This is a genomic window from Lapillicoccus jejuensis, assembly GCF_006715055.1.
GTDB classification, from domain to species: domain Bacteria; phylum Actinomycetota; class Actinomycetes; order Actinomycetales; family Dermatophilaceae; genus Lapillicoccus; species Lapillicoccus jejuensis.
The window spans coordinates 4,481,117-4,506,854 of sequence record NZ_VFMN01000001.1; the positions used below are offsets into that span (position 1 = coordinate 4,481,117).

General features: G+C 75.5%; 24 protein-coding genes. 3 read left to right on the forward strand and 21 right to left on the reverse strand.

From position 1 onward, the window contains the following. Positions 1 to 8: 8 nt before the first annotated feature. From FB458_RS20735 to FB458_RS21980, 3 genes are read right to left on the reverse strand one after another with little or no spacing between them, the layout of a single operon-like run. On the reverse strand, positions 9 to 935 hold the full coding sequence (locus FB458_RS20735; RefSeq protein ID WP_141850160.1) for an RluA family pseudouridine synthase: 927 nt from the start codon (positions 933 to 935) through the stop codon (positions 9 to 11). Further along, complete coding sequence (gene lspA / locus FB458_RS20740) at positions 928 to 1,509, reverse strand: signal peptidase II (RefSeq protein WP_141850161.1); 582 nt, start codon at positions 1,507 to 1,509, stop codon at positions 928 to 930. The genes FB458_RS20735 and lspA overlap by 8 nt, the downstream gene beginning before the upstream one ends. Positions 1,510 to 1,553: 44 nt before the next feature. Next, on the reverse strand, positions 1,554 to 2,048 hold the full coding sequence (locus tag FB458_RS21980; protein WP_246061428.1) for a TraR/DksA family transcriptional regulator: 495 nt from the start codon (positions 2,046 to 2,048) through the stop codon (positions 1,554 to 1,556). Here FB458_RS21980 and FB458_RS21985 point away from each other — a divergent pair. After that, positions 1,987 to 2,793, forward strand: coding sequence for a hypothetical protein (locus FB458_RS21985; protein WP_246061430.1), 807 nt, complete (start codon positions 1,987 to 1,989; stop codon positions 2,791 to 2,793). The genes FB458_RS21980 and FB458_RS21985 overlap by 62 nt on opposite strands. A gap of 154 nt (positions 2,794 to 2,947) precedes the next feature. Here the strand turns inward: FB458_RS21985 and FB458_RS20750 are convergent, their stop codons facing one another. The 18 genes from FB458_RS20750 to mraZ form a co-directional block, all read right to left on the reverse strand. Then, positions 2,948 to 4,246, reverse strand: a complete 1,299-nt coding sequence (locus FB458_RS20750) for a DivIVA domain-containing protein (protein ID WP_170185778.1) — start codon at positions 4,244 to 4,246, stop codon at positions 2,948 to 2,950. A 127-nt stretch (positions 4,247 to 4,373) separates the two neighbouring features. Beyond that, positions 4,374 to 4,655 (reverse strand): YggT family protein, encoded by a 282-nt coding sequence (locus tag FB458_RS20755; protein WP_141850164.1) that lies wholly within the window; start codon positions 4,653 to 4,655, stop codon positions 4,374 to 4,376. A 79-nt stretch (positions 4,656 to 4,734) separates the two neighbouring features. Continuing rightward, positions 4,735 to 5,271 carry a cell division protein SepF gene (locus tag FB458_RS20760; protein ID WP_141850165.1) on the reverse strand — a complete coding sequence of 179 codons (537 nt, stop codon included), beginning with the start codon at positions 5,269 to 5,271 and terminating at the stop codon, positions 4,735 to 4,737. A 102-nt stretch (positions 5,272 to 5,373) separates the two neighbouring features. After that, positions 5,374 to 6,108 (reverse strand): YggS family pyridoxal phosphate-dependent enzyme, encoded by a 735-nt coding sequence (locus FB458_RS20765; protein WP_170185779.1) that lies wholly within the window; start codon positions 6,106 to 6,108, stop codon positions 5,374 to 5,376. Further along, on the reverse strand, positions 6,105 to 6,899 hold the full coding sequence (locus FB458_RS20770; RefSeq protein ID WP_425460865.1) for a purine nucleoside phosphorylase YfiH/LACC1 family protein: 795 nt from the start codon (positions 6,897 to 6,899) through the stop codon (positions 6,105 to 6,107). Before FB458_RS20770 ends, FB458_RS20765 begins: the two co-directional genes overlap by 4 nt. Positions 6,900 to 6,906: 7 nt before the next feature. Beyond that, positions 6,907 to 8,199 (reverse strand): cell division protein FtsZ, encoded by a 1,293-nt coding sequence (gene ftsZ, locus FB458_RS20775; RefSeq protein WP_141850166.1) that lies wholly within the window; start codon positions 8,197 to 8,199, stop codon positions 6,907 to 6,909. Between the two features lie 236 nt (positions 8,200 to 8,435). Beyond that, on the reverse strand, positions 8,436 to 9,245 hold the full coding sequence (locus FB458_RS20780; protein ID WP_141850167.1) for a cell division protein FtsQ/DivIB: 810 nt from the start codon (positions 9,243 to 9,245) through the stop codon (positions 8,436 to 8,438). After that, complete coding sequence (gene murC, locus FB458_RS20785) at positions 9,242 to 10,762, reverse strand: UDP-N-acetylmuramate--L-alanine ligase (RefSeq protein WP_425460866.1); 1,521 nt, start codon at positions 10,760 to 10,762, stop codon at positions 9,242 to 9,244. The genes FB458_RS20780 and murC overlap by 4 nt, the downstream gene beginning before the upstream one ends. Continuing rightward, positions 10,759 to 11,874, reverse strand: coding sequence for an undecaprenyldiphospho-muramoylpentapeptide beta-N-acetylglucosaminyltransferase (gene murG / locus FB458_RS20790; RefSeq protein ID WP_141850168.1), 1,116 nt, complete (start codon positions 11,872 to 11,874; stop codon positions 10,759 to 10,761). The genes murC and murG overlap by 4 nt, the downstream gene beginning before the upstream one ends. Continuing rightward, positions 11,871 to 13,154, reverse strand: a complete 1,284-nt coding sequence (ftsW, locus tag FB458_RS20795; protein ID WP_141850169.1) for a putative lipid II flippase FtsW — start codon at positions 13,152 to 13,154, stop codon at positions 11,871 to 11,873. The genes murG and ftsW overlap by 4 nt, the downstream gene beginning before the upstream one ends. Next, positions 13,151 to 14,674: a UDP-N-acetylmuramoyl-L-alanine--D-glutamate ligase gene (gene murD, locus FB458_RS20800; protein ID WP_246061666.1), complete on the reverse strand. Its 1,524-nt coding sequence runs from the start codon at positions 14,672 to 14,674 to the stop codon at positions 13,151 to 13,153. The genes ftsW and murD overlap by 4 nt, the downstream gene beginning before the upstream one ends. Positions 14,675 to 14,733: 59 nt before the next feature. After that, positions 14,734 to 15,816 (reverse strand): phospho-N-acetylmuramoyl-pentapeptide-transferase, encoded by a 1,083-nt coding sequence (gene mraY / locus FB458_RS20805; RefSeq protein ID WP_141850171.1) that lies wholly within the window; start codon positions 15,814 to 15,816, stop codon positions 14,734 to 14,736. Continuing rightward, positions 15,813 to 17,270 (reverse strand): UDP-N-acetylmuramoyl-tripeptide--D-alanyl-D-alanine ligase, encoded by a 1,458-nt coding sequence (locus tag FB458_RS20810; RefSeq protein ID WP_141850172.1) that lies wholly within the window; start codon positions 17,268 to 17,270, stop codon positions 15,813 to 15,815. The genes mraY and FB458_RS20810 overlap by 4 nt, the downstream gene beginning before the upstream one ends. Next, positions 17,267 to 18,898, reverse strand: a complete 1,632-nt coding sequence (locus FB458_RS20815) for a UDP-N-acetylmuramoyl-L-alanyl-D-glutamate--2,6-diaminopimelate ligase (protein ID WP_141850173.1) — start codon at positions 18,896 to 18,898, stop codon at positions 17,267 to 17,269. Before FB458_RS20815 ends, FB458_RS20810 begins: the two co-directional genes overlap by 4 nt. Further along, on the reverse strand, positions 18,876 to 20,759 hold the full coding sequence (locus tag FB458_RS20820) for a peptidoglycan D,D-transpeptidase FtsI family protein (RefSeq protein ID WP_141850174.1): 1,884 nt from the start codon (positions 20,757 to 20,759) through the stop codon (positions 18,876 to 18,878). Before FB458_RS20820 ends, FB458_RS20815 begins: the two co-directional genes overlap by 23 nt. 4 nt (positions 20,760 to 20,763) lie before the next feature. Further along, positions 20,764 to 21,255: a cell division protein FtsL gene (ftsL, locus tag FB458_RS20825; RefSeq protein ID WP_141850175.1), complete on the reverse strand. Its 492-nt coding sequence runs from the start codon at positions 21,253 to 21,255 to the stop codon at positions 20,764 to 20,766. Next, positions 21,252 to 22,295 carry a 16S rRNA (cytosine(1402)-N(4))-methyltransferase RsmH gene (gene rsmH / locus FB458_RS20830; protein ID WP_141850176.1) on the reverse strand — a complete coding sequence of 348 codons (1,044 nt, stop codon included), beginning with the start codon at positions 22,293 to 22,295 and terminating at the stop codon, positions 21,252 to 21,254. The genes ftsL and rsmH overlap by 4 nt, the downstream gene beginning before the upstream one ends. A gap of 225 nt (positions 22,296 to 22,520) precedes the next feature. Further along, complete coding sequence (mraZ, locus tag FB458_RS20835) at positions 22,521 to 22,952, reverse strand: division/cell wall cluster transcriptional repressor MraZ (protein WP_141850177.1); 432 nt, start codon at positions 22,950 to 22,952, stop codon at positions 22,521 to 22,523. Positions 22,953 to 23,472: 520 nt separating this feature from the next. Between mraZ and FB458_RS20840 the strand changes: the two genes are divergently transcribed. Continuing rightward, the gene (locus tag FB458_RS20840; protein WP_425460881.1) at positions 23,473 to 24,429 is read left to right on the forward strand and encodes an AAA family ATPase; all 957 of its coding nucleotides are present in this window, start codon (positions 23,473 to 23,475) and stop codon (positions 24,427 to 24,429) included. A 38-nt stretch (positions 24,430 to 24,467) separates the two neighbouring features. Continuing rightward, a complete protein-coding gene (locus tag FB458_RS20845; protein ID WP_141850178.1) occupies positions 24,468 to 25,736 on the forward strand; it encodes a DUF58 domain-containing protein in 1,269 nt (422 codons plus the stop codon). Positions 25,737 to 25,738: the final 2 nt, after the last annotated feature.

Consider the following 25,738-nt stretch of genomic DNA (forward strand, 5'->3'; position numbering starts at 1 on the left):
CGCTCTCCTCAGCCCTCGGCGACGACGTCGAGGGCGTGCTGGAGGTCCTCCGGGTAGGTGCTCTCGAAGGTCACCCACTGCCCCGTCCCGGGGTGCTCGAAGCCGAGCCCCATCGCGTGCAGCCACTGCCGCTCGAGGCCCAGGCGGGCGGCGAGGGTGGGGTCGGCGCCGTACGTGAGGTCACCGCAGCAGGGGTGGTGCAGCGCCGAGAAGTGGACCCGGATCTGGTGCGTGCGACCGGTCTCGAGGTGGATCTCGAGCAGCGAGGCGCGGCGGAAGGCCTCGATGACCTCGTAGTGGGTGACGGCGTGCTTGCCCGAGTCCATGACGGCGAACTTGTAGTCGTGGCCCGGGTGGCGCCCGATCGGCGCGTCGACGGTGCCGACGACCGGGTCGGGCAGGCCCTGGACGAGCGCGTGGTAGGTCTTGTCGACCGTGCGCTGCTTGAACGCGCGCTTGAGGACCGAGTAGGCGTACTCGCTCTTGCAGACGACCATGAGGCCCGACGTCCCGACGTCGAGACGGCTGACGATGCCCTGCCGCTCGCTCGCGCCCGACGTCGAGATCCGGTAGCCGGCCGCGGCGAGGCCGCCGAGGACGGTGGGTCCGGTCCAGCCGACGGAGGGGTGCGCGGCGACCCCGACCGGCTTGTCGACGACGACGATGTCGTCGTCGTCGTGGACGACGCGCATGCCCGGCACCGGCTCGGCGACGACCTGCGGCGCCGGGGCGGCGGCCGGGATGGCGACCTCGAGGAGGTCGCCGGCGCTGACCCGGTGCGACTTGCCGACCTCGGCGTGGTTGACGAGGACGTCGCCACCCGCGGCCAGCAGGGCCGCGGCCGTGCGAGACAGCCCGAAGAGGCGGGCGAGCGCGGCGTCGACCCGCTCCCCCTCCAGCCCGTCGGGCACGAGGACGGTGCGCGTGTCAGCCATCGGCCGGCTCGCGCTCCGTGCGACCCTCGCGCCGGCCGTCGACGCCGATCCCGCGCAGCGCGAGGAGGGCGATGAGGACGGCGGCGGCCACGATGGCGATGTCGGCGACGTTGCCGATGAACAGGTCGTAGTAGTCGATGAAGTCGACGACGTGGCCGCGGCCGAAGCCGGGCTCGCGGACGAGCCGGTCGGTGAGGTTGCCCAGCGCGCCCCCGAGGAGCAGCCCGAAGGCCCACGCCCAGCCGAGGCTGCCCAGGCGGCGGCTGAACCGGACGATGACGACGAGGACGACGACCGCGACGACCGTGAGCACCCAGGTGCTGCCGGTGCCGAGCGAGAAGGCCGCCCCGGGGTTGCGGATGAGCTGGAGGCGCAGCAGCGACCCGAGCAGGGGCCGGGGCAGGCCGTCGCCGAGGGCGGCCACGGCCCACAGCTTGGTCAGCTGGTCCAGGACGTAGGCGACGGCGGCGATAACGGCCAGGAGCAGGGTCAGCCGGCGGCGACGGACGAGGTCCGGGGCAGGCCCGGAGGCGTCGGTCGCCGGCCGTACGGCGTCGTCCTGGGGCTCGTCCACGGGGTCGATCCTCCCGCCCGCGCCCTCGGCCGGCGTCGGCGGGGTCAGCGGCTCTCCTGGCGGGTCTTGCAGTCGACGCACAGCGTGGCGCGCGGGGCGGCCTGCAGCCGCAGCTTCCCGATCGGCTTCCCGCAGCTCTCGCAGGTGCCGTACGTGCCGTCGTCGAGCCGCTCGAGGGCGTGCTCGACCTGGTCGAGCTTGTCGCGCTGACCGGCGGCGAGGGTCATCTCGTAGTCGCGGCCGCCGATGCTCGCGCCGGCGTCGGCCTGGTCGTCACCGGCACCGTCCCCCGCCTCGCGCAGCAGGCCCTGCAGGTCGGCCTCGGCGATCTGCAGGTCGTGCCGCGCCTTGTCGCGCTCGGTCTCGAGCTCGGCGCGGATCTCGCGCAGCTCCTCCTGGGTCCACTCGATCCCGCCGACGGTCACCGGACCCGCGGGCGCAGCGGTCGTCGTGGCGGTCTTCTTCGTGGCCGTCTTCGTGGCCGTCTTCGTGGTGCTCTTCGTCGTCGTGGCGGTGGTCTTCTTGGCGGGGGTCGTCACCGGGGCGGCCTTCGTCGTCGGGGCGGCCCGGCGGGCCGCGGTCGGGGTGGCGCTCTTCGCCGGGGTCGTGCGGGCGGCCGTCGCCGGGGGCGGGGCCGTCGTCCTCGTCGTGCTCGAGGCCGTCGTCGCCGGGGCGGCCTTGGAGGCCGCCTTCTGGGCCGGCGCGGCCTTCGTCGTCGCGGCCTTCGTGGCCGGCGCGGTCTTCTTCGCCGGCGCGGTCGTGGTCGCCGCCTTCTTCGCCGGCGCGGCCTTCGTCGTCGCCGCCTTCTTGGCCGGCACGGTCGTGGTCGCCGCCTTCTTCGCCGGCGCGGCCTTCGCCGGCGCGGCCTTCGCCGGCGCGGCCTTCGCCGGCGCGGCCTTCGCCGGCGCGGCCTTCGCCGGCGCGGCTTTCGTCGTCCCCGCCTTCTTGGCCGGCACGGTCTTGGTCGCCGCCTTCTTCGCCGGCGCGGCCTTCGTCGTCGCCGCCTTCTTCGCCGGCGCGGCCTTCGTCGTCGCCGCCTTCTTGGCCGGCGCGGCCTTCGTCGTCGCCGCCTTCTTGGCCGGCGCGGCCTTCGTCGTCGCCGCCGTCTTCGCCGTCACCGCCGTGGTCGCCGCGGTCGTCGTACGGGAGGTGGTGGCCGCCTTGGCGGGGACGGACCTCGATGGGGCCATGGTGGACGGCCTCTCTGAACGAAGGTGGCGGGTCGCCCTCGGCACCGGTCTCGGCCTGGGGCGCGACGTGCGCCGCAGGATACGGGCCGGGTGAGCGTGCCTCCAAACCGGCTCGCCGCTCACGGGGTCCCCCTGGCGTCCGCAGCGGGACGGCACCGGTGCCCCACGGGTGCGGACGCAGCGGGGGACCCGGACGGGCCCCGACCCCCCGGGGGGGGTCGGGGCCCGTCGCGACGGACCGCCTGCGGTCAGTGGCTCTCGGCCGGGGCGGGCTCGGGCTCGCCGCCGCCCTCGACGGCGGTCTGCTCGAGCTCCTGGAGCTGGCCCTGGAGGTACGAGCGCAGCTGCTGGCGGTAGCTGCGCTCGAAGCCGCGCAGCTGGTCGATCTTCTTCTGCAGCTTCTGCTTCTCGTCCTCGAGCTCCTCGAGGACGCGGGCCTTCTTCTGCTGCGCCTCGGCGATCATGCCCGTGGAGCGCTCGCGGCCCTCGGTGATGAGCTCCTCGTGCCGGGCGGTGGCCTCGGCGATGAGCCGGTCGTGCTCGCTCTGGCCGGTGCCGAGCAGCTCGTCGTGACGCGACTGCGCCGTCGTCACGAGCTCCTCGTGCCGGGCCGTGGCCTCGGCGATGAGCCGGTCGTGCTCGCTCTGGCCGGTGCCGAGCAGCTCGTCGTGACGCGACTGCGCCGCGGCGACCAGCTCGTCGTGCTGGCGCTGCCCCTCGGAGACCAGCTCGTCGTGCTTGGCCTGGCCCTGGCCGACGTGCTCGTCGTGCAGGCGCTGGGCCAGCTCGATGAGCGCGGCGGCGCTGGCGCCGCCGCCGGCGCCGGCCGCGACGGCGCGCATGGCGCCGGTCGCGGTCTCGCCCTCGGCCGCCTCGGCCGGGGCGCTGGTGCGGGCGGCCTCGAGCTCCTGCTGGAGCTGCTGGACCTGCTGCTGGGCGGCGTCGGCGCGGGCCTGCTCCTGCTCGGCCCGCTGCTCGGCCGCGGTCAGCTGCTCGCGCAGCTGCGTCTGGGCCTCCTCGCCGGCGCTGCTGGCCTCCTGGTGGCCGGAGTGCGCGGACTCCAGCTGGCGCTCGAGCTCGGCGATCCGCGCCTCGGCGGCCTGCTTGGCCTCGGTGGCCTCGCGGGCGGTGCGCTCGGCGCCGTCGAGGCGCTCCTGCACCGACTGGTCCACGGCGCCCTGGCGGTCCTTGAGGAAGGTCTCCGCGTTGGCGATGTCGGTGTTCACCTTGGCCAGGCGGCCCTGGGCCTCCTGCTCCTGGCCCTGCAGCTGACCGAGGCGCGCCTCGAGCTCGGCCACGCGGGCCTGGGTGGCCTCCGCCTGCGAGGCGTCGACGGGGGCGGCCCCGCCGTCCTGCACCGCACCGAGCCCACGGCCCGAGCGGCAGTCGTCCAGCTGCTGCGTGACGTCGTCGCGCTGGGCGATGAGGGTGCGCATCTCGGCCACGATCTCGTCGAGGAAGTCGTCGACGTCGCGCTCGTCATAACCCTTCCGGAACTGGGTCGTCTGGAAGTGCTTGTTGAGGATCTGTTCGGGCGTCAGCGCCATGGGCTCCACCTCGGTCGTCGGGCTATCGGACGCAACGTTAGCGAAGCCCCCTCGTCCCACCAACACCGTGGGTCCCGTGGGGCCCTCCGGGCTCGCGAAGGGCATCTCCCCGCGCGGGCCGCCGCCGTCACACCGGGTTGAGGTTCATCAGCACCGAGGTGACGACCATGAGGACGAGGAACGCGAAGTCGATGCGCAGCCCGCCGAAGCTCACCGCCGGGATGACCTTGCGCAGCGCCTTGAGCGGCGGGTCGGTGACGGTGTAGACGCCCTCGGCGAGGACGAGGACGGCGCCGCGCGGACGCCAGTCGCGCGCCAGCACCTGCACCCAGTCGATGACCAGGCGCCCGATGAGCGCGAGGAAGAAGAGGAAGACGACGGTGCGGAACAGCGACCAGAACAGACCCATGGGACCAGTGTCACCGACGCGACTGTGGGCGGGTCGTCAGGCTGCTGTCAGCCGGCTCCCACCCGGTCGCGGACGGCGCTCAGCTCTGGTTGAAGAACCCGCGCTGCTGGCGCGGGCCGGGGACGGACTCCTCGGTCGACACCTCGACGTGCGCCGGCGAGAGGAGGAAGACCTTGGAGGTCACGCGCTCGATCTCGCCGTGCAGCCCGAAGATCAGGCCGGCCGCGAAGTCGACGAGCCGCTTGGCGTCGTCGTCGGCCATGTCGGACAGGTTCATGATGACCGGGGTCCCGTCGCGGAAGGCCTCGCCGATCTTCTTGGCCTCGTTGTAGGTGCGCGGGTGGATGGTCGTGATGCGGGTCAGCTGACCCACCTCCGTCTCGCGGACGACGCGGGCCACGGGCGTGTGGCGCTGCGGCAGCGGGGTGACGGCGGCGCGGTGCTCCGTCTCGGGCTCGGGGACGGCGGCGACGTGGGGGCGCTCGGCCCGCTCGGTCCGCTGACCGCGCGCGTCGTCGCGGCCCGCCTCGTCGTCGTACTCGTCGTAGCCGTCGTAGCGCTCGTCCTCCTCGGCCAGTCCGAGGTACACCATCGTCTTGCGCAGTGCCCCAGCCACGGTGAACTCCTCGAAATGCCTCGGTGATGTTGCTCGGCGTCGTGCTCGGCGTCGTGCCCGCCGTCGGGCCGCGTCGAGCGGGTCCCGGTGTCGCCAGCGACGTTAGCGAACGCCCGGGCGCGCGCCGAGGATTGCCGACCCGACACGCAGGTGTGTCGCCCCGTGCCGCACCGCGTCCTCGAGGTCGCCGCTCATCCCGGCCGAGACGACGACCGCGCCGGGGTACGACGCCCTGACCTCCGCGGCGAGTTCGGCGAGCCGCGCGAAGGCGGCGTCCGGGTCGGCACCACGCGGCGCGACGGCCATGAGGCCGGCGAGGTCGAGGCCCTCGGACCCGGCCGTCAGCTCGGCGAGGGCCGGCAGGTCGGCCGGCCGCACCCCGCCACGGCCCGCGTCCGCGCCGTCCTCGAGGTCCACCTGGAGCAGCACGCCCTGGACCGTGCCGGCCGCCTGCGCCGCCCGGTCGAGCGCGCGGACGAGCTTGGGCCGGTCGACCGAGTGGATCAGGTCGGCCCAGCCGACGACGGCGGCCGCCTTGTTGGTCTGGACCTGGCCGATGAAGTGCGTCGTCAGGCGCTCCCCCGCCGGCGCCGGCCAGGGCGCGAGGGCGTCCTCCTGCGCCTTGGCGAGGGCCTCCTGGACCCGGCTCTCCCCCACGTCGCGCACGCCGAGCCCGGCCAGCAGCCGCACGTCGGCGGCGGGGAAGAACTTCGTCACGACGACGAGGGTGACCTGCGACCGGTCGCGGCCGGCGTCCTCGCAGGCGCGGGCCACCCGCTGCTCGACGGCGGCGAGCCGCTCGGCCAGCTCGACCCGGCGCGGGTCGTCGCCGCTCACGACGTCCCGCCCGGCTCGGGCGACGTCGGCGCCAGCAGCCGGACGACGCCGGCGGACCGGCCGGTGAGGCCGTCGCCGCGGTAGGAGTAGAGGTCGGGGTCCTCGCGCGCGCACCCGGGGACCCAGTCCACCGCGACGCCCGCGCGCACGAGCTGGTCGACGACGCCGGCGGCGACGTCGACCGCGGGGGTGCCGGTCCACGACACCGTCGCCGACACCGGGCTGCGCCGCGCGGCGGCCGCGACCATCTCCTGCGGCACCTCGTAGCAGCGTCCGCACACCGCCGGACCGACGACGGCCCGCAGGTCGCGGGCGCCGAGGTCGCGCAGCGCGCCGACCGTCTCGCCGACGACCCCGTCGGTCATCCCCGGGCGGCCGGCGTGCACGGCGGCGGCGACCCCGGCCACGGGGTCGACGAGCAGCACCGGCGTGCAGTCGGCGACGAGCGCGGCCAGCGCGACGTCGCCGCGGGTCGTCACGACCGCGTCGCAGGCGGGCGGGTCGCCCTCCCACGGCCCGTCGACCCGGACGACGCGGGTGCCGTGGCACTGGGCCATGAAGATCAGCCGCGGGGGCGGGACGTCGTACGTCGCCGCGACCGCGGACCGGTTCGCGGCGACGGCCGCCGGGTCGTCGCCGACCGCGCCGCCGAGGTTGAGGGCGTCGTACGGCGGCGCGCTGACCCCGCCGCGGCGGGTCGTGAACCCCCACCGGTAGCCCCACGCGCCCTCCACCCCCGGGGCGACCACCCGCTCGCCGCGCAGCGGCACGGGTGGCCGGACCCCGGGCACGGCGGTCCTACTTGAGGAAGTCGGGGACGTCGAGGTCGTCGCCGTCCTCGAACGTCACCGTGCGCGGCGGGCTCTGCGCCGGCTGCTGGGCCGGCGCGGGCTGCTGGGCGGGCGCCGGCTGCGGGGTCTGCTGGGGGGACTGCTGGGGGGACTGCTGCGGTGCCGCCTGCGCGGGGGCCTGCTGGTACGACGGCTGCGGCGCGGCCTGCTGGAAGGAGGGTCGCGGGGCCGCCGGGCCACCGGTGGGGGCGGTCGGTGCGGGCTGGCCGGCCGGCCCGGACGGGCTGGTCGAGCGCGGCGCCGGGGTGCCCTGGATGGTGCCCAGCGCGCCGTCGTTGCGCTTGGTCGGGCCACCGCCGTCGAAGCCGGCCGCGATGACCGTGACCCGCACCTCGTCGCCGAGGGCGTCGTCGATGACCGTGCCGAAGATGATGTTGGCCTCGGGGTGCGCGGCCTCCTGGACGAGGCGGGCGGCCTCGTTGATCTCGAACAGCCCGAGGTCGGAGCCGCCGGAGATCGACAGCAGGACGCCGTGGGCGCCGTCGATGCTCGCCTCGAGCAGCGGCGAGGAGATGGCCAGCTCGGCGGCCTGGACGGCGCGGTCGTCGCCGCGGGCCGAGCCGATGCCCATGAGGGCCGAGCCCGCGCCCTGCATGACCGACTTGACGTCGGCGAAGTCGAGGTTGATCAGACCCGGGGTGGTGATGAGGTCGGTGATGCCCTGGACACCGGAGAGCAGCACCTGGTCGGCGCTGCGGAAGGCGTCCATCATCGAGACGTTGCGGTCGCTGATCGACAGCAGCCGATCGTTGGGGATGACGATGAGGGTGTCGACCTCCTCGCGCAGGCTGGCGATGCCGGACTCGGCCTGGTTGGCCCGCCGACGGCCCTCGAAGGTGAACGGGCGGGTGACGACGCCGATGGTCAGGGCGCCGAGGTTGCGGGCGATCCTCGCGACGACGGGGGCACCACCGGTGCCGGTGCCACCGCCCTCGCCGGCGGTGACGAAGACCATGTCGGCCCCCTTGAGGACCTCCTCGATCTCCTCCTGGTGGTCCTCGGCGGCGCGGCGCCCGACCTCGGGGTCGGCGCCCGCACCGAGGCCGCGGGTGGCCTCGCGGCCGACGTCGAGCTTGACGTCGGCGTCGCTCATCAGCAGCGCCTGGGCGTCGGTGTTGATGGCGATGAACTCGACGCCCTTGAGGCCCACGTCGATCATCCGGTTGATCGCGTTGACACCTCCACCGCCGATGCCGACGACCTTGATGACGGCGAGGTAGTTGTGCGGGTCTGCAGCCACGATGGGGCCTTCCTGCGGTGTGCGAGGCGGAGTCGAGAGTCTTGACGTCTACTGGAGGTCGACACCGGCGCGGGGGGTCCGCGCACGACGTGTCCGCCCGACCGTATGCCGCGGGCCCGTGCGGGCCCAAGTCGTGGCCCGGCGTGTCCTGCACCTGCAGGCGAGATCGACCCCCGTGATGGTACCGGTGTGACGGACGGGGTCCGTGGGGCCCCCGGGACCTCGACCCGACGACCTCAGGTCGTGGTCGGGGTGTCCGGCGCGGAGACGTCGACGGTGGCCGGCTTCGTCCCGAGGAGGATCTGCAGGACCCGCGCCTTCTTCGGCCCGTCGGCGGGCCCGCCCCAGCGGACCGTCACGTCGCCGAGCTGGAAGGAGACGGCGTCGGCGCTCGCGACGGTCATCCCGGTGACCTGGCGACGCAGGTCGGCGGGCAGGACCTGGAGGACCCCGGCGGCGGCGCGCAGCCCCTGCGGGTCGGGCGAGGCGCTGCTGGAGGTCACGAGCGGCACCCCGGCAGGGACCGCGGCGACCTGCTCGTACGGCGACCCGGTGGTGTCGACCACGCGCAGCGTCCCGTCGGGCAGCCGGACCGCGAGGGCCGGCGTCTTGCGGGTGACGGCCACCGTCACGGTCCCCGGCCAGGACCGGGTCACCTCGACGCTCGCGACGGTGGCGATCTCCCCGACCCGGCGCGCGGCGCCCGCGGTGTCGACGCGGGCGAGCGGGGTGCCGTCGGGGACGTCGGCCGCGGCGAGGACCGCGGCGGTCTCGCCCGCGTCGGTGAGCCCGGTGACCCGGACCTCGCGGACGGCGAGCACCGGCCCGAGGGCGAGCAGCCAGACGAGGCCGAGCAGCACCGCGAGGACGAGCAGCCCCCACCCGGCGAGCCGCCACGGGCGGCGGCGGGCCCGGGCCGTGCGGCGCTCGAAGCGGGCCCGGCTGGAGGCGACGCCGCGCGCGGCGCGGCCTGCGGTCCGGCGCCCTGCGCCCGGGCCGTCGCCCCCCGTCCCGGACGGGGTCCGTCGTGTCGTGCGCACGCTCATGCGCTCCCCTCCCCTGCCTCGTCGGACGGCGCGGTCCCGTCCCGCGGCTCGCGCTCGGCGAGGGCCAGCAGGACCTCCGGGCCGACCATCGTCACGTCACCGGCCCCGACCGTGAGGACGAGGTCGCCCGGGCGGACGAGCTCGACGACGAGCGGCGCGACGTGCACCCACGACGGCTCGTAGACGACCTGCGGACCGGGCTGCCCGGCGCGCGCGGCCGCGTGACCGACCGCGTCGGCGACCAGCGCCCCGGAGACGCCGGGCACCGGGTCCTCGCGGGCCGCGTAGACGTCCATGAGGACGACCGCGTCGGCGGGCACGAGCGCGGCGCCGAGCTCGGCGGCGAAGTCGCGCGTGCGCGAGTAGAGGTGCGGCTGGAAGACGACGACGAGCCGCGCGGTCCCGCCCCGCTCGCGGGCCTCGTCGACGAGCCGGCGACCGGTCGTCACGACGGCGGCCAGCTTGCCCGGGTTGTGGGCGTAGTCGTCGACGACCTGCACCCCGGCGGCGGTGCCGCGCGGCTCGAAGCGGCGCCGGGTGCCGGCGAAGGAGGCCAGCCCGGCGAGGACGACGGCGGGGTCCTCCCCCAGCCCGGCGACCGCGGCGCCGTACGCGCCGGCGGCGTTGAGGACGTTGTGGTGACCGGGGACGGCGAGGACGAGAGGGCTCGACCTCCCGTCGAGGGTGAGGGTCGCCCGGGAGGCCAGACCGTCGTGGCGGACGTCGGTGACCCGCAGGTCGGCGTCCGGCGCCTCGCCGTACCCGACGACCCGCAGGCCGCGGCCCCGGGCGTGCTCGGCGAGCGCCCGGGCGCCCGGGTCGTCGACGCAGGCGACGAGCAGCCCGTCGCTGGCGATGGTGTCGACGAAGGCCCGGTAGGCCTCCTCGACCGTGGCGAGGTCGCCGTAGAAGTCGAGGTGGTCGGCCTGGACGCTGGTGACGACGGCCACCTGCGGGCGGTAGCAGAGGAACGAGCCGTCCGACTCGTCGGCCTCGACGACGAAGACGTCGCCGGTGCCGCGGTGCGCGTTGGTGCCGAGGGCGGTCAGCTCCCCGCCGAGCGCGAAGGACGGGTCGAGGCTGCCCGCCTGGAGGGCGACGACGAGCAGCGACGTCGTCGTCGTCTTGCCGTTGGCGCCGGCGACGGCGACCCCGCGCGCGCCGACCATCGTCGAGGCGAGGCCCTGCGCGCGGTGCAGCACCCGCAGGCCGCGCTCGCGGGCGGCGGCGAGCTCGACGTTGCCGTCGCGCACCGCCGAGGAGACGACGACGGTGTCGGCGCCGTCGACGTGGCTCGCGTCGTGCCCGACCCAGACCTGCGCGCCCTCGTGCTCGAGGGCGGTGAGCAGCGCCGACCCGCGGGCGTCGGACCCGCTGACGGGCACCCCGGAGGTGAGCATGACCCGGGCGACGCCGGACATCCCCGCCCCGCCGATGGCGATGAAGTGGACCCGGCCCAGGTCCGCGGCCGGCGGCACGGGGGCGGTGAAGTCGAAGCGGGTGGCGGGCAGCGTCACGACCGGCCCCCCGCGAAGGCCTCGTGGACGAGGTCGGCGAGGGCGTCGTCCGCCCCCCGCCGGCCCACCGACGCGGCGGCGGCCGCCATCGCGGCGACCCGCCCGGCGTCGCCCGCGAGCGGGACGAGCTCGCGGCGGACCCAGTCGGCGCTCAGCCGCGGGTCGTCGACGAGCAGCCCGCCGCCGGCGGCGACGACCTGGCGCGCGTTGAGCCGCTGCTCGCCGTTGCCGATCGGCAGCGGCACGTAGACGGCCGGCAGGCCGACGGCGGTCAGCTCGCAGACGGTGTTGGCACCCGAGCGGCACACGACGAGGTCGGCGGCCGCGTACGCCAGCTCCATGCGGTCGGCGTACTCGAGGACGACGTACGGCGCCCCGCCCGGCACCCGCGCGGGCGCGGGCACCGCCTTGCCGCGCCCGGTGACGTGCAGGACCTGGACGCCCGCGGCGGCGAGGTCGCCGCCGGCGGCCGCGAAGGCCTCGTTGAGGCGCTGCGCGCCGAGCGAGCCCCCGGTGACCAGCACGGTGGGCCACCCGTCCTCGAGCCCCAGCGCGGCCAGCGCCGCGGGGCGCTGCGCCGCGCGGTCCAGGCCGGTGATCTCCGGGCGCAGGGGCATCCCGAGGACCCGGGCGTGGGCCAGCCGCGTCTCGGGGAACGTCGTGGCGACGTACGGCGTCAGCCGCGCGCCGAGGCGGTTGGCGAGCCCGGGCGTCGAGTTCTGCTCGTGGACGACGATCGGCAGCCGGCGGCGGCGGGCAGCGAGGTAGGCGGGCGTGCTGACGTAGCCGCCGAAGCCGACGACGACCTGGGCGCCCGCCTCGTCGATGGCCCGGCCGGCCGCGGCGACCGCCCCCTGCAGCGCCCCGGGCAGGCGGGCGAGGTCGGCGCTCGGCCGGCGCGGCATGGCGACCTTGGGCACCGTGGCGAGGGGGTAGCCGCGCTCGGGGACGATCCGCGCCTCGAGCCCGGTCGACGTCCCGAGGGCGGTGACCCGGACGCCTGGGTCGCGGCGGCGCAGCGCGTCGGCGAGGGCCAGCAGCGGCGAGACGTGGCCGGCCGACCCCCCGCCGGCCAGCAGCACCGACGAGGGACCCGGGGAGGACGCGCTCACGGTGTGCGCCGGTGCCGGCGGCTCGGCAGGACGGAGAGCGAGCTGCGCACGAGGCTCGGGCGCTCGGCCAGCAGCTCGCGCGCGCCGGGCTCGTTGCGCGCGAAGGCGAGCAGCATCCCGAGCGCGGCGAGGGTCATGACGAGGGCCGACCCGCCGGAGGAGACGAGCGGCAGCGGGATGCCGATGACCGGGAGCAGACCGATGACGACGCCGATGTTGATGAGGGCCTGGACGAGGATCCACACCATGACCCCGGCGCTGGCGACGCGCACGAACGGGTCGGTGGAGCGCACGACGAGCCGGTAGCAGGCCCAGGCGAGCACGCCGAAGAGGGCGAGGACGACGAGCGTGCCCGGCAGCCCGAGCTCCTCGCCGATGATCGCGAAGATGAAGTCGTTGTGGGCCTCGGGCAGCCAGCTCCACTTCTCCTTGCTGGCGCCGAGGCCGACGCCCCACCAGCCGCCGTCGGCGAGCGCGTAGAGCCCGTGGACGGTCTGGTAGCAGGAGGCGGCCTCGTCGGAGGTGCAGTGCCCGCCGAGGTAGGCCTGGACCCGCGCCATCCGGTTGCCGCTCGTCGTGACGAGCGCGACGACGGCGAGCGCGGCGACGACGGCGGCGACCCCGAAGAAGCGTCCGGGCACCCCGGCCGTGAAGAGCACCGCCCCGACGATCGCGACGAGGACGAGGGTGGTGCCGAGGTCGCCGCCCTTGAGGACGAGCCCGAGGCCGACCAGCACGCAGGGCACGAGGAACGGCACGAGGACGTGCAGGGGCCGGTCCAGCAGCCGCTGCTTCTTCGACAGCACGACGGCGCCGAGCAGGACGAGCGCGAGCTTGAGGATCTCCGACGGCTGCACCGTGACCGGCCCCAGCCTGATCCAGTTGCGGTTGCCGAGGACGGTGACGCCGAGACCGGTGAAGGTCAGCAGCTGCAGCGCGATCGCCGTCGCGAACGCGGGCACGGCGAGCCGCCGGAACCACCGCACGGGCAGGTGCGCCGCCACGGCCGCGACGACGACGCCGAGCACGGCGAACATCGCCTGGTTGGCGAAGTCGGAGAAGGCCGAGCCGCCGGCCTCGATCGAGGTGACGGTCGAGGCGGACAGCACCATGACGAGCCCGAAGACGACGAGCAGCGCGGTGGTGCCGAGCAGGACGTAGTACGTCGTCACCGGCGACTCGAGGCGCGCCGCGGCACCGCGCAGCCCGCCCGCGGTCGCATCACCCCGGGTGTCGCGGGGACGGCGCCCCGCCGGGACCGGGGCGCCGGCGGCGGTCACGCCCCGCCCTCGCGGCGGGTGCGGTGCCGGGCCACGGCGGCGGCGAAGGCGTCGCCGCGCGCGCCGTAGTCGGTGAACATGTCCATCGAGGCGGCGGCCGGGGCGAGCAGCACGACGTCACCGGGGTGCGCGAGTCCCGCCGCCCGCTCGACGACGAGATCCATGACGTCGGCTCCCGGCATGGCCCCAGTGTCCGACGGATCGACGTCGACGACGGGGACATCCGGGGCGTGTCGGGCGAGCGCCTCGGCCAGCCGGGCGCGGTCGCGGCCGATGAGCACGACGCCGCGCAGCCGGCCCTTCGCGCGGGCCACGAGCTCGTCGAGGACGGCGTCCTCGGCGCCCTTGAGCAGCCCACCGGCCACCCAGACGATCGACTCGTACGCGGTGAGCGAGGCCTCGGCGGCGTGCGGGTTGGTCGCCTTGGAGTCGTCGACGAAGCGGACCCCGTCGACGCTGCCGAGCTCGGCGATCCGGTGCGGCTCGGGGCGGTAGGCGCGCAGGCCGTCGCGGACCGAGAGCGGGCCGACGCCGTACGCCCGGGCGAGGGCCGCGGCGGCGAGCGCGTTGGCGACGTAGTGCGGTGCGACGTCGGGGGCGTCGCCCTGCAGGTCGGCGAGGGTGCCGAGCTCGGCGGCCGAGCTGGCCCGCTGCTCGACGAAGGCGCGGTCGGCGAGGACGTCCTCGACGAGGCCGAGCATCGACGGCGCGGGGACGCCGAGGGTGAACCCGATGGCGCGGCAGCCCTCGACGACCTCGGCCTCCATGACGAGCTGCTCGGTCAGCGGGTCGTTGACGTTGTAGACGCAGGCGATGTGGGTGTGCTCGTAGACCTTGCCCTTGGCCCGCAGGTACTCCTCGAACGAGCCGTGCCAGTCGAGGTGGTCGGGGGCGACGTTGAGGCAGGCGGAGGCGACCGGCGAGACCGAGCGCTGCCAGTGCAGCTGGAAGCTGCTCAGCTCGACGGCGATGACGTCGTACGGGTCGGGGTGCAGCACGGCCTCGAGGATCGGCGTGCCGACGTTGCCGGCCGCCGTGGCCCGCAGCCCGGCGGCGCGCAGGATCGAGGTGAGCATCCCGACCGTGGTCGTCTTGCCGTTGGTGCCGGTGATGGTCAGCCAGGGCGCGGCGCCCTCCCTGGTCCGCATCCGCCAGGCCAGCTCGACCTCGCCCCACACGGGGATGCCGCGGGCGGCGGCCTCGAGCAGCAGCGGCTGGTCGGGACGCCAGCCGGGCGAGGTGACGACGAGGTCGACGTCCTCCGGCGGCAGCGCGGCGACGTGCTCGGGCCCCTGGCGCACGGTGACGTCGAGGATGTCGAGGATCCCGGCGCGCTCGTCGACGACGGTGCGCTCCCCCGGCGGCAGGCCGTCGACGGCGGTGACGAGCGCGCCGCGCTCGGCGAGGGCGTCGGCGGCGGCGAAGCCGCTCACCCCGAGCCCGCAGACGAGCACCCGCAGGCCCGCCCAGTCGGCGTCGCGGTGGGTCAGCCCGGGCCGGGGCTCGTACGTCGTGTCGATCCAGTCGTCCTGGGGTCCGTCCTGGGGTCCGTCCTGGGATCCGTCCTGCGGTCCGTCGCTCACTGGCTGCCCACCACCCATTCGGCGTAGAAGATCCCGAGGCCGGCCGCGGCGCACAGCCCGGCGATGATCCAGAAGCGGATGGTCACCGTGATCTCGTTCCACCCCACCAGCTCGAAGTGGTGGTGCAGCGGTGCCATCCTCAGCACCCGTTTCCTCGTCAGCTTGAACGAGCCGACCTGCGCGATGACCGACAGCGTCTCGATGACGAAGAGCCCCGCGAGGACGATCATCAGCAGCTCGGTGCGGGTGCAGATGGCCAGCCCGGCGATGGCGCCGCCGAGGCCGAGCGAGCCGGTGTCGCCCATGAAGATCTTCGCGGGCGAGGCGTTCCACCAGAGGAACCCGAAGCAGGCCCCCATCCCGGCGGCGGCGACGACGGCGAGGTCCTGGCTGTCGCGCACCTCGTAGCACTTGATGCCCGGGTTGGTCTGGCAGTTCTGGTTGTAGGTCCAGATGCTGATGAGCGTGTAGGCGCCGAAGACCATCGTCGAGGCGCCCGTCGCGAGGCCGTCGAGGCCGTCGGTGAGGTTCACCCCGTTGGACGCGCCGGCGATCATGATGTTGGCCCAGACGACGAAGAGCACGACGCCCGCCACCGTCCCCGCGAAGGCGAGGTTGACGTGGGTGTCGCGCACCGTCGAGATGAACGGGGCCGCCGGGGTGCGGCCCTGGGCGTTGGGGAACTGCAGCGCGAGGATCGCGAAGACGATGCCGACGAAGGCCTGCCCGGCCAGCTTCTGCTTGCTGCGCAGGCCGAGGCTGCGTTGCCGCGAGATCTTGATGAAGTCGTCGAGGAAGCCGACCAGGCCGAGACCACCGGCGAGGAAGAGCACGAGCAGCCCGCTCGCGCTCGGCTCGGTGAACGTCACGAGGTGGGAGGCGAGGTAGGCGAGGATCAGCGCCCCGAGGATGACCGCGCCGCCCATCGTCGGCGTCCCCCGCTTGGTGTGGTGCGAGGTCGGTCCGTCGTCGCGGATGAACTGGCCGTAGCCGCGCCGGACGAGGAAGCGGATGAAGAGCGGGGTGCCGAGCAGCGCGAAGACGAGCGCGAGCGCGCCGGCGGCGACGACGGCCTTCACGCGGGCACCGTCCCCGCGCCGGCGGGCAGCGGCACCCCGGCGAGCCGGTCGCCGAGCCAGCGCAGCCCGGCGTCGCGGCTGGACTTCAGCAGGACGACGTCGCCCGCCCGCAGCTCGCGCTGCAGGACGTCGTACGCCGCGTCGGTGTCGGCGACGAGGGTCGTGACCGCCGGGTCGGAGCCGGCCGCGACGGCGCGCGCCCCCTCGCCGACGACGAGGACGCGGTCCACGCCGAGCTCGGTGGCGAGCCGCCCGATGCCGGCGTGCTCGGCGTCGGCCTGGTCGCCGAGCTCGAGCATCGCCCCGAGCACCGCGACGGTACGGCGCCGCGCGCCTCCCTGCGCGGTCGGCGCGTCGGCGATGGCGCGCAGCGCCCGCAGGGCGGCGGCCATCGAGTCGGGGTTGGCGTTGTAGGCGTCGTTGACGACGGTGACGCCGTCCTCGCGCTCGTGGACCTCCATGCGCCAGCGGCTCGCCGCCCCGGCCGCCCCGAGGGCCGCGACCGCGTCGGTGGGGTCGAGCCCGACGGCGACGGCGGCCGCGACGACGGACAGGGCGTTCCCGACCTGGTGCGCCCCGCTCACCGCGAGCCGGACCGGCAGGTCGAGCCCCCAGCCGTGCAGCGTGAACGAGGCCCGGCCGGCGGCGTCGAGGACGACGTCGCCCGCCGTGACGTCGGCGGGCTGCTCGACCCCGACGGTGACGACGTGGCCGGGGGTGCGGGAGGCCATGGCGGCGACCCGCGGGTCGTCGGCGTTGAGCACGGCGGTGCCGTCCGGCGACAGGGCCTCGACGAGCTCGCCCTTGGCCCGGGCGATCGCGTCCTGGGAACCGAACTCGCCGACGTGGGCCAGCCCGACGTTGAGCACGACGGCGACGTCCGGCGGGGCGATCCGGGTGAGGTAGGCGATGTGGCCGACGCCGCGGGCGCCCATCTCGGCGACGAGGAAGCGGGTGGCGGGCTCGACCCGGCAGACGGTGAGGGGGACGCCGATCTCGCCGTTGTAGGAGCCCACCGGGGCCACCGTGGGCCCGGCCGTCGCGAGCACCTGGCCGAGCAGGTCCTTGGTGCTCGTCTTGCCCGACGAGCCGGTGATCGCGACGGTGCGCAGGCCGCCGGCCCGCGCCCGGTCGTGGACCCCGCGGGCCAGCGCCCCGAAGGCGCTCTGGACGTCGGGGACGACGACGGTGCCCAGCTCCGGCACGGGCCGCTCGCCGAGGACGGCGACCGCGCCCGCGGACCGGGCCGCGGCGGCGAACGCGTGCCCGTCGGCGTGCTCGCCGACCCGGGCCACGAAGAGCGACCCGGGGCCGCACTCGCGCGAGTCCGTCGTCACCGGCCCGTCGACGAGCAGGTCCTCCGGCCTCGCCCCGGAGGGGTCGTCCGACGGGGACGCCGGGTGCAGCGCGCCCCCGGTCAGCGCGACGACGTCACGCAGGTGCAGGGGGATCATGCAGGGTCTTCCGGTCGGTAGGCGGTGCCGTCGAGGGCGGCCCGCAGGGCGTCGCGGTCGTCGAAGGGGTGGCGGGTGCCGGCGACCTCCTGGCCGGTCTCGTGCCCCTTGCCGAGGACGAGGACGGTGCCGGGGGCGCTCGCGGCGGCGCGCTCGCGCGCCAGGGCCACCGCGCGCTCGACGGCCGCCGCCCGACCGGCGACCTCGAGGACGAGGGGGTCCGGCGCACCCGTGCCGTCGCGGGCGTCGCGGGCGCCGCGTTCGACCTCGGCGCGGATCGCGGCCGGGTCCTCGCTGCGCGGGTTGTCGTCGGTGACGACGACGACGTCGGCGTGCCGGGCCGCGGCGGCGCCCATCGCGGGGCGCTTGCCGGTGTCGCGGTCGCCGCCGGCGCCGAGGACGACGACGAGCGGGCCGGCCGTCGTCGGCCGGATCGCGCGCAGCGCCGCCTCGACGGCGTCGGGGGTGTGGGCGTAGTCGACGATGCCGCGCGGGTCGTCGCCCCGCGGCGCGCCCGCCGTGACGACCTCCATCCGGCCCGGCACGACCGGCTCCTCGCCGAGCGCGCGCTCGACGTCGGCCGGGGCGTGCCCGAGCTGGAGCAGGGCGAGGGCGGCCATCGCGGTGTTGGCGACGTTGAAGTCACCGGGAAGGTGGCAGTGCAGGTGCAGCACGACGGGTCGCCCGCCCGACGCGGGGCCCTCCAGGACCAGGTCTGGCCAGGCGGCGTCGCGTACCCGCCAGTCGGCCTCGACGCCGTCGCGGGTGGCGAGCGTCGTCACCGGCACCCCGGCCTGCGCCGCGAGCCGTCGCCCCCACTCGCCGTCGACGCAGACGACGCCGCGCCGGCTGTGCTCGGGGGTGAAGAGCAGCGCCTTGGCCTGGAAGTAGTCCTCCATGCTCGGGTGGAAGTCGAGGTGGTCCTGCGAGAGGTTGGTGAAGAGGGCGACGTCGAAGACCGCACCGTCGACCCGGTGCTGCGCCAGGGCGTGGCTGGAGACCTCCATCACCGCCGCGGCGACGCCCTCCTCGCGCATGAGCGCGAACAGCGCGTGCAGGTCGGGCGCCTCGGGCGTGGTCCGCGCCGACGGCAGGCGCGTCGCGCCGACCCGCGTCTCGACGGTGCCGATGAGCCCGGTCGCGAGGCCGAGGTGCCGCAGCCCCGACTCGATGAGGTACGCCGTCGTCGTCTTGCCGTTGGTGCCCGTCACCCCGACGAGCGTGAGCGCCTGCGCCGGGTGGCCGTGGACGACGGCGGCGAGGCCGCCGAGGACGGCGCGCGGGTCGTCGGCGACCAGGGCGGGCAGCCGGACCCCGTCGGCGCGCAGCCGGGCCAGCCCGGCGTCGTCGGTGAGGACCGCGACGGCGCCGGCGTCGCGAGCGGCGCCCGCGAAGGCGGCACCGTGCGTGGTGAAGCCGGGCAGGGCGGCGTACAGGTCCCCGGGCCGGACGGCGCGCGAGTCGAGCGTGACCCCCGTGACGAGCACGTCCGGTCCGTCCGGAGCGGTGCCGAGGTCCGGGCGCAGACCCGGTACGGCGTCGCGGAGCGCGCCGAGGCCGGTCCCGTGGACCTCACGGGGACGGGCGGACGACACGACGGCGAGACTACTGCTTGCGCTTGGTGCCATCGAGGACCGCCGGGTCGTTGGGGTCCCACCCGGAGTCCGAGCTGAGCGGGATGACGGGGGCGGCCTGGCCGGACGGGGCGATCTGGTGCTTCTGGAGCAGGTAGGACATGACCTTCTGGAACACGGGGGCGCCGAGCATGCCGCCGAAGTGGCCGTGCACGGGCTTCTGGAGGGTGACGGCCACGACGTACTTCGGCGCGTCGGCGGGGGCGTAGCCGATGAACGACGCCGTGTAGCCGGAGTAGCCGCCGACCGCGGGGTCGTAGCGGTTGGCCGTGCCGGTCTTGCCGGCGACGCGGTAGCCGTCGATCTTCGCCTTGGGCGCGGTGCCGTGCGGCCCGACGACCTCCTCGAGCATCTGCGACATCTGCGTCGCGGTCTGCTGCGAGACGACCCGGACGCCCTGCGGCTGCGGCGCCTGGGTCACCGTGCCGTCGGGGGCGGTCGTGCTCTCGACGAGGGTCGGCGGGACGCGGACGCCGCCGTTGGCCAGCGTCTGGTAGACGCCGGCGGCCTGGATCGCGGTGACCGAGTAGCCCTGCCCGAACAGCGTCGTGTAGCGCTTGGTCCCGCTCCAGTCGCTCGCCTTGGCGAAGATGCCGGGCGACTCGCCGTACAGGCCCGAGCCGGACGCCGACCCGATGCCGAACTTGCGGAACGAGGCCTCCATGTCCGCCGGGGCCACGCCCTCGGTGGCGAGCATCGTGCCGATGTTGCTCGACATGGCCAGCGCGCCGGCGACGGTGAGGTCGAGCGTGGGGTGGTCCTCGTCGTCCTTGAAGCTCTCCCCCGCCCGCGGCAGCCGGTTCGGCACGATGAGCGGCGTCGTCGGGGTGATCTTCTTCTCCTCCAGCGCCGTCGCGATCGACATGACCTTGCCGGTCGAGCCGGGCTCGTAGACGTCCTCGAAGGCGTGGTTCTGGCGCTGGAAGGCGGTGGCGGCCCCCGGGTCGGACGGGTCGAAGGTCGGGTACGACGCCACGGCCCGCAGCTTGCCCGTCGCGACCTCCATGACGACGGCGTAGCCGGAGATGGCACCCGAGGACTGCACGACCGAGGCGATCTGGTTCTGCGCGTACCACTGCAGGTCGGCGTCGATGGTCAGCGTGACGTCCTGCCCGGGGACGGCCGGGGTGTCGACGTCCTGCGCCCACGGGATGGGCTCGCCGGACGCGCCGCGCTGGCCGACCTGCTTGCCCGGGGTGCCGTTGAGGACGGAGCGCTCGGTGAACTCCACGCCGGAGGCGGGGGTCCCGTCGGCCTGGGTGAAGCCGACGAGCGAGGCGGTCGATGGGCCCTCCGGGTAGACCCGCTGGGTCGTCGTCTCCGCGTAGACGCCGGGGATGCCGAGGGCGTCGATCTGGCGCCACACCAGCGGGGTGACGCCCTTGGCCAGCACCCGGTAGCGCGCCGTGCCGGTCAGCTGGGTCACGAGCTTGTCCGGCGTCGTGCCGAGCAGCGGGGCCAGCTGCTGCGCCGCGCCGACGACACCGACCGTGACGTCCTTCCGCTTCCCGTCGACGACGAGCTTGCGCTCGTAGGTCGGCACCGCGGTCTGGTCGACCGAGACGGTCTTGCGCTCGACGCTGGAGGCGAGGACGACCCCGTTGCTGTCGAGGATCTCGCCCCGGCTGGCGGGGATGACGGTGCTCGTCAGGCGCCGCTCCTGCGCGGCGTTCGCGACGGCCGAGGCGTCGAAGGCCTGCACCCGCAGCAGCTGGCCGCCGAAGACGGTGAGGACGAAGAGTCCTGCGATGAGCATGGTGCGCGCGCGGCGTCGCGGGTTCGCCACGCCGGGGACCGGCCGGCGACGGCGGGTGGCGTGGCCGGAGGCGGCCGGGCGGCGACGGGTGGGCGTCACCGGGTCATCGTCCCGTCGGGGCGCCCGCGGACGGAGCCGACGCGCCGGTGGCCGGCGTCGGGACGGCAGGAAGGTTGGTCAGCGCCTGCGACGGCGAGGCGGCGGTCGCGCTGCCGAGGACGGCGCCGTCCGAGAGCCGCACGAAGGCCATGCTGCGGCCCGGCACCATGCCCAGACCCTGGGCCCGGGCGGCGAGCTGGCGCGGCGAGCGCTGCTGGTCGATGGCGTTGGTCAGCTGCTCCTGGGTGTCGGTGAGGACCCCGGAGCGCTGCTGCAGCGCGGACGCCTCGAAGGCCCCCTGGGCGAGGCTGGTGTTGAGGATGAGCAGGGTGACCAGCCCGGCGAGCAGGAGCAGCGTGCACAGCCCGGCGAAGACCGCGTTGCCGGTGCGCGAGATCGCCGCGGGGACCACGCGCAGGGCCGGGGCCGGCCGGCGCGCGGGTCGCGGGCGCGCCGCCGGACGCGTCGCCGGACGGAGGGCGGTCTGCTGGCTCATCGGGGCTCCCTGCCTCGGGTCGTGCTGCGGGTGGTGCGGGTGGTGCGCATCGAACCGCTGACGCGCATGGTGCCCGTGGTGTCGCGGGTTCTCTCGGCGGCGCGCAGGCGGGCGGACGCGGAACGGGGGTTCTGCTGCGTCTCGGCCTCGTCCGGCACCTCGGCGCCGCGGGTCAGCAGACGCAGGTACGGCGCGTGCTCGGGCAGCTCGACGGGCAGGTCGGGCGGGGCGCTGGAGCGGGCGCCGGCGGTGAGGACCTGCTTGGTGATCCGGTCCTCGAGCGAGTGGTAGGACAGCACCGCCACCCGACCGCCGACGGCGAGCCGGTCGACGGCGACAGGCAGCGCCTGCTCGTAGCCGGCCAGCTCGCCGTTGACCTCGATCCGCAGGGCCTGGAAGGTGCGCTTGGCCGGGTGCCCGCCGGAGCGCTGCGAGGCGGCGGGGACGACCCCGCGCAGCAGGTCGACGAGCCGGGCCGAGGTCGTGAACGGCTCGCGCTCGCGCTCGCGGACGACGGCCTTGACGATCGGGCGGGCGAACTTCTCCTCGCCGTACTGCGCGAGGATCCGCACGAGCTCGCCGGGCTCGTAGGTGTTGAGCACGTCGGCCGCGGTCGGCCCGGTGGCCTGGTCCATCCGCATGTCGAGCGGCGCGTCGACGCGGTAGGCGAAGCCGCGGTCGTCCTCGTCGAGCTGCAGCGAGGACACCCCGAGGTCGAAGAGGACGGCGTCGACGGTCGGCAGGTCGAGGTCGTCGAGGACGTCCTCGAGGTCGGCGTCGACGGCGTGGACGAGCCGGGCCCGGTCGCCGTACGGCGCGAGCCGCTCCCCCGCGAGGGCCAGCGCCTCGTGGTCGCGGTCGAGACCGACGAGCACCGCCTGCGGGTGGGCGGCGAGGACCGCCTCGGCGTGCCCGCCCATCCCCAGGGTGGCGTCGACGTAGACCGCGCCCGGGCGCTCCAGCGCCGGCCCGAGGAGCCCGACGACGCGGTCGCGCAGCACCGGCACGTGCCGGTCGGCCGCGTGGCCTCGGGTCGTCATGCGGGTCCTTCCAGGGCGGGTGGGGCTCGGTGGTGGGGCTGGGCGGTGGGCTCCGGCCCCGGGGTCCCCATCCGCCCGGCGCGGGCCCGGGGCGGGGGAAGATCGTCCCGGGACCGTTCGGGCGGCTGGAGGCCGCGCGGTCGGTGCTGTGCTGCTGGTGCTGCTGGTGGAGCTGCTGCTGGTGGAGCTGCTGCTGGTGCTGCAGGTTGAGCGGGGTGGAGGGCCCTAGAAGAGCCCGGGGATGACCTCCTCGGACTGCTCGGCGAAGGCCGCCTCGCTGCGCACGAGGTAGGCCTCCCACGCCTTGGTGTCCCACACCTCGACGCGGTTGCCGGCGCCGATGACGGTGCAGTCACGGGTGAGGCCGGCGTAGGCCCGCAGCGGCGGGGGGACGGTGACCCGCCCCTGCTTGTCCGGCACCTCGTCGGAGGCGCCGGAGAGGAACACGCGCACGTAGTCGCGCACGGCCTTGCTCGAGGTGGGGCCCTGCTGCATCGCCGTGGCCACGCGGGTGAACTCGGCGACGTCGTACACGTAGAGGCAGCGCTCCTGCCCCTTGGTCATGACCAGCCCGTCGGCGAGCCGGTCGCGGAACTTCGCGGGGAGGAACAGGCGGCCCTTGTCGTCGAGGCGGGGGGTGTGGGTGCCGAGGAACACGACGCCACCTCCCGGTCCGACGGCCTCGACCCGTCCTGCTCCGGTGGCCGGTCGGAGCCGGTGACGAAGGCCCACGTCCCTCCGTCGCGCCCCACGGTACTCCACTTTGCTCCACACACAACGCGCCACGACCGGAATGTCGGACTTTTTTCGACCCCGTCCTGAGCGTCTGCGCAGGTCAGCGCGCAGTGGCCGCGGGTGGGGCACAGTGGAGGACGCAGGGCCGTCCCACCCCACCCACCGGGCCCCTCCCCGGCCCCCGAGGAGCCCCGGACGGGGCCCGTACGGCGCCCTCCCCCGCTCCGGCCCGCGGTCGGGGCACCCGAGGGGCGCCCCGGTCGTTGCGGCGTCCGGGACGATTCCCCTTCCCGCCCTTGGTGGGTGGGGCAGAGTGGGGGAAGATCGAGCCGGTGGGGTGCAGCCCCCGCCGCCGCAGGCGAAGGGACGACGCGTGACGACCGAGACCGACCAGACGGGGGCCGTCGCGCCCGCGTCCCTCAGCACCCCGGCGGGCACGCCCCTGAGCACGCCCGACGCGCTGGCCGAGGTGCAGCAGGTCGCCCGGGGGATCTCCGACGCGATGTCGCGGGTCATCGAGGGCAAGCCCGAGGTGGTGCGCACCGCGGTCACCGTGCTGCTGGCCGAGGGGCACCTGCTGCTCGAGGACGTGCCCGGGGTCGGCAAGACGATGCTGGCCAAGGCGCTGGCCCGCTCGATCGACTGCTCGGTGCGCCGCATCCAGTTCACGCCCGACCTGCTGCCGAGCGACATCACCGGCGTGAGCATCTTCAACCAGGACGTGCGCGACTTCGAGTTCCGCCCGGGCGCCGTCTTCGCCAACGTCGTCGTCGGCGACGAGATCAACCGCGCCTCCCCCAAGACCCAGTCGGCGCTGCTGGAGTCGATGGAGGAGCACCAGGTCACGGTCGACGGGACGACGTACGCGCTCCCGCGGCCGTTCATCGTCATGGCGACGCAGAACCCGCTGGAGATGGAGGGCACCTACCCGCTGCCCGAGGCCCAGCGCGACCGGTTCATGGCGCGCATCTCGATGGGCTACCCGTCGGCGGCGGCCGAGGTCGCGATGCTCGACCTGCACGGCGGCGCGTCCCCCCTCGACGAGCTCGCCGCGACGACGGACGCCGCGACGGTCGCCCGGATGATCCTCGTCGTGCGCGACGTGTGGACCTCCCCCGCGATCCGCCAGTACGTCGTCGACCTGGCCACCGCGACCCGGCAGACCGGGGCGCTGCGCCTCGGGGCGTCGCCGCGCGCCTCGCTGCACCTGCTGCGCGCCGCCCGCGCCGTCGCCGCCCTCGAGGGCCGCGACCACGTGCTGCCCGACGACGTCCAGCAGGTCGTGCTCCCCGTCCTCGCCCACCGGCTGCTGCTGTCCGGCGAGGCCCAGCTGGCCCGTCGCACCACCGAGGACGTGCTGCGCGAGATCGTCCGGCGCGTGCCGGTGTCGGTCCGCTGAGCCCTCGGGTGTCCGGCGCGGCGGCGGGACCTGGGCGGGTGCGCGACGTCCTCACCACGCGCGGGCAGGCGTTCGTCGCGGCCGGGATCACGCTCGCGCTGTGCGGCCTCGGTCTCGGCTTCGTCGACATCACCCGGGTCGGGGTGCTGCTCGTCGCGCTCCCGCTCGTCGCCGCCTTCCTCGCCCGGCGCCAGCACGCCGCGCTGCAGGTCGAGCGGCACCTCGTGCCGCCGCGGGTCTCGGTCGACGAGCCGGCCACGGTGACCGTGAGCGTGGAGAACGCCGGCGAGCGCCGCTCCCCGCTGCTCCTGGTCGAGGAGCGCCTCGACTACGTCCTCGGCGACCGACCGCGGTTCCTGCTCGGCGCGATGCAGCCGGGCGAGGGGCGCCAGGTCGACTACGCGATCCGCTCCCACCTGCGCGGCCGGCACCGGCTCGGGCCCCTCGCCGTGCAGCTGCGCGACGCGTTCGGGCTCACCACCCGCTTCGCCGAGGTCGGGGGGTACGACGAGGTCGTCGTCCTGCCCCGCGTCGAGCCCCTCGCGGGCGGGCGGCTCGCGGGGCAGGGGCTCGGTCAGGAGGGCGAGACCCCGCACATGGTCGCGCTGCACGGCGAGGACGACCAGTCGATCCGCGAGTACCGCGACGGCGACGACCTGCGCCGCATCCACTGGCCGGCGACCGCGCGCACCGGCGACCTCATGGTCCGCCAGGAGGACCGTCCGGCCCGGCGCAGGGCGGTGCTGCTGCTCGACCCGCGCGTCGCCGCGCACCGCGGCTCGGGCGCCGGGTCCTCGTTCGAGTGGGCGGTGACCGCGGTGGCGTCGGTCCTCGTCCACCTCGCCGAGGCCGGCTTCGCCGTCCACCTCGTCTCCAGCGAGAGCACCCGCGACGGCGCCGTCGAGGTCGTGCCGGACACCGACGCCGCGCTCGACCTGCTCGCCGAGGCCCGCACCGGCGGCGACGGCGAGCTCGACCTGCTCGTCCACGCCGCCCACGTGCCCGCCTCGCAGGGCGGCCTCGTCGTCGCCGTCCTCGCCGACCGCGACGAGGAGGCCGTGCGCCAGGTCGCCTCGCTGCGCCAGCCCGGCAGCACCGGCCTCGCCGTCGTCCTCGACACGGCCACCTTCGGCGACCGCGACGCCGGCTCCGCGTCCCGGGCGGACCCGGGCTCACCCGGCGACGACGCGACGGCGTACGCCGACATGCTGCGCATCGCCGGGTGGCACGCGGTGACGGTGCCCGCCGGCCAGCGCGTCGCCGGTGTCTGGCAGGCGCTCACCGCCCGCGGGGTGGCGGCGCGATGACC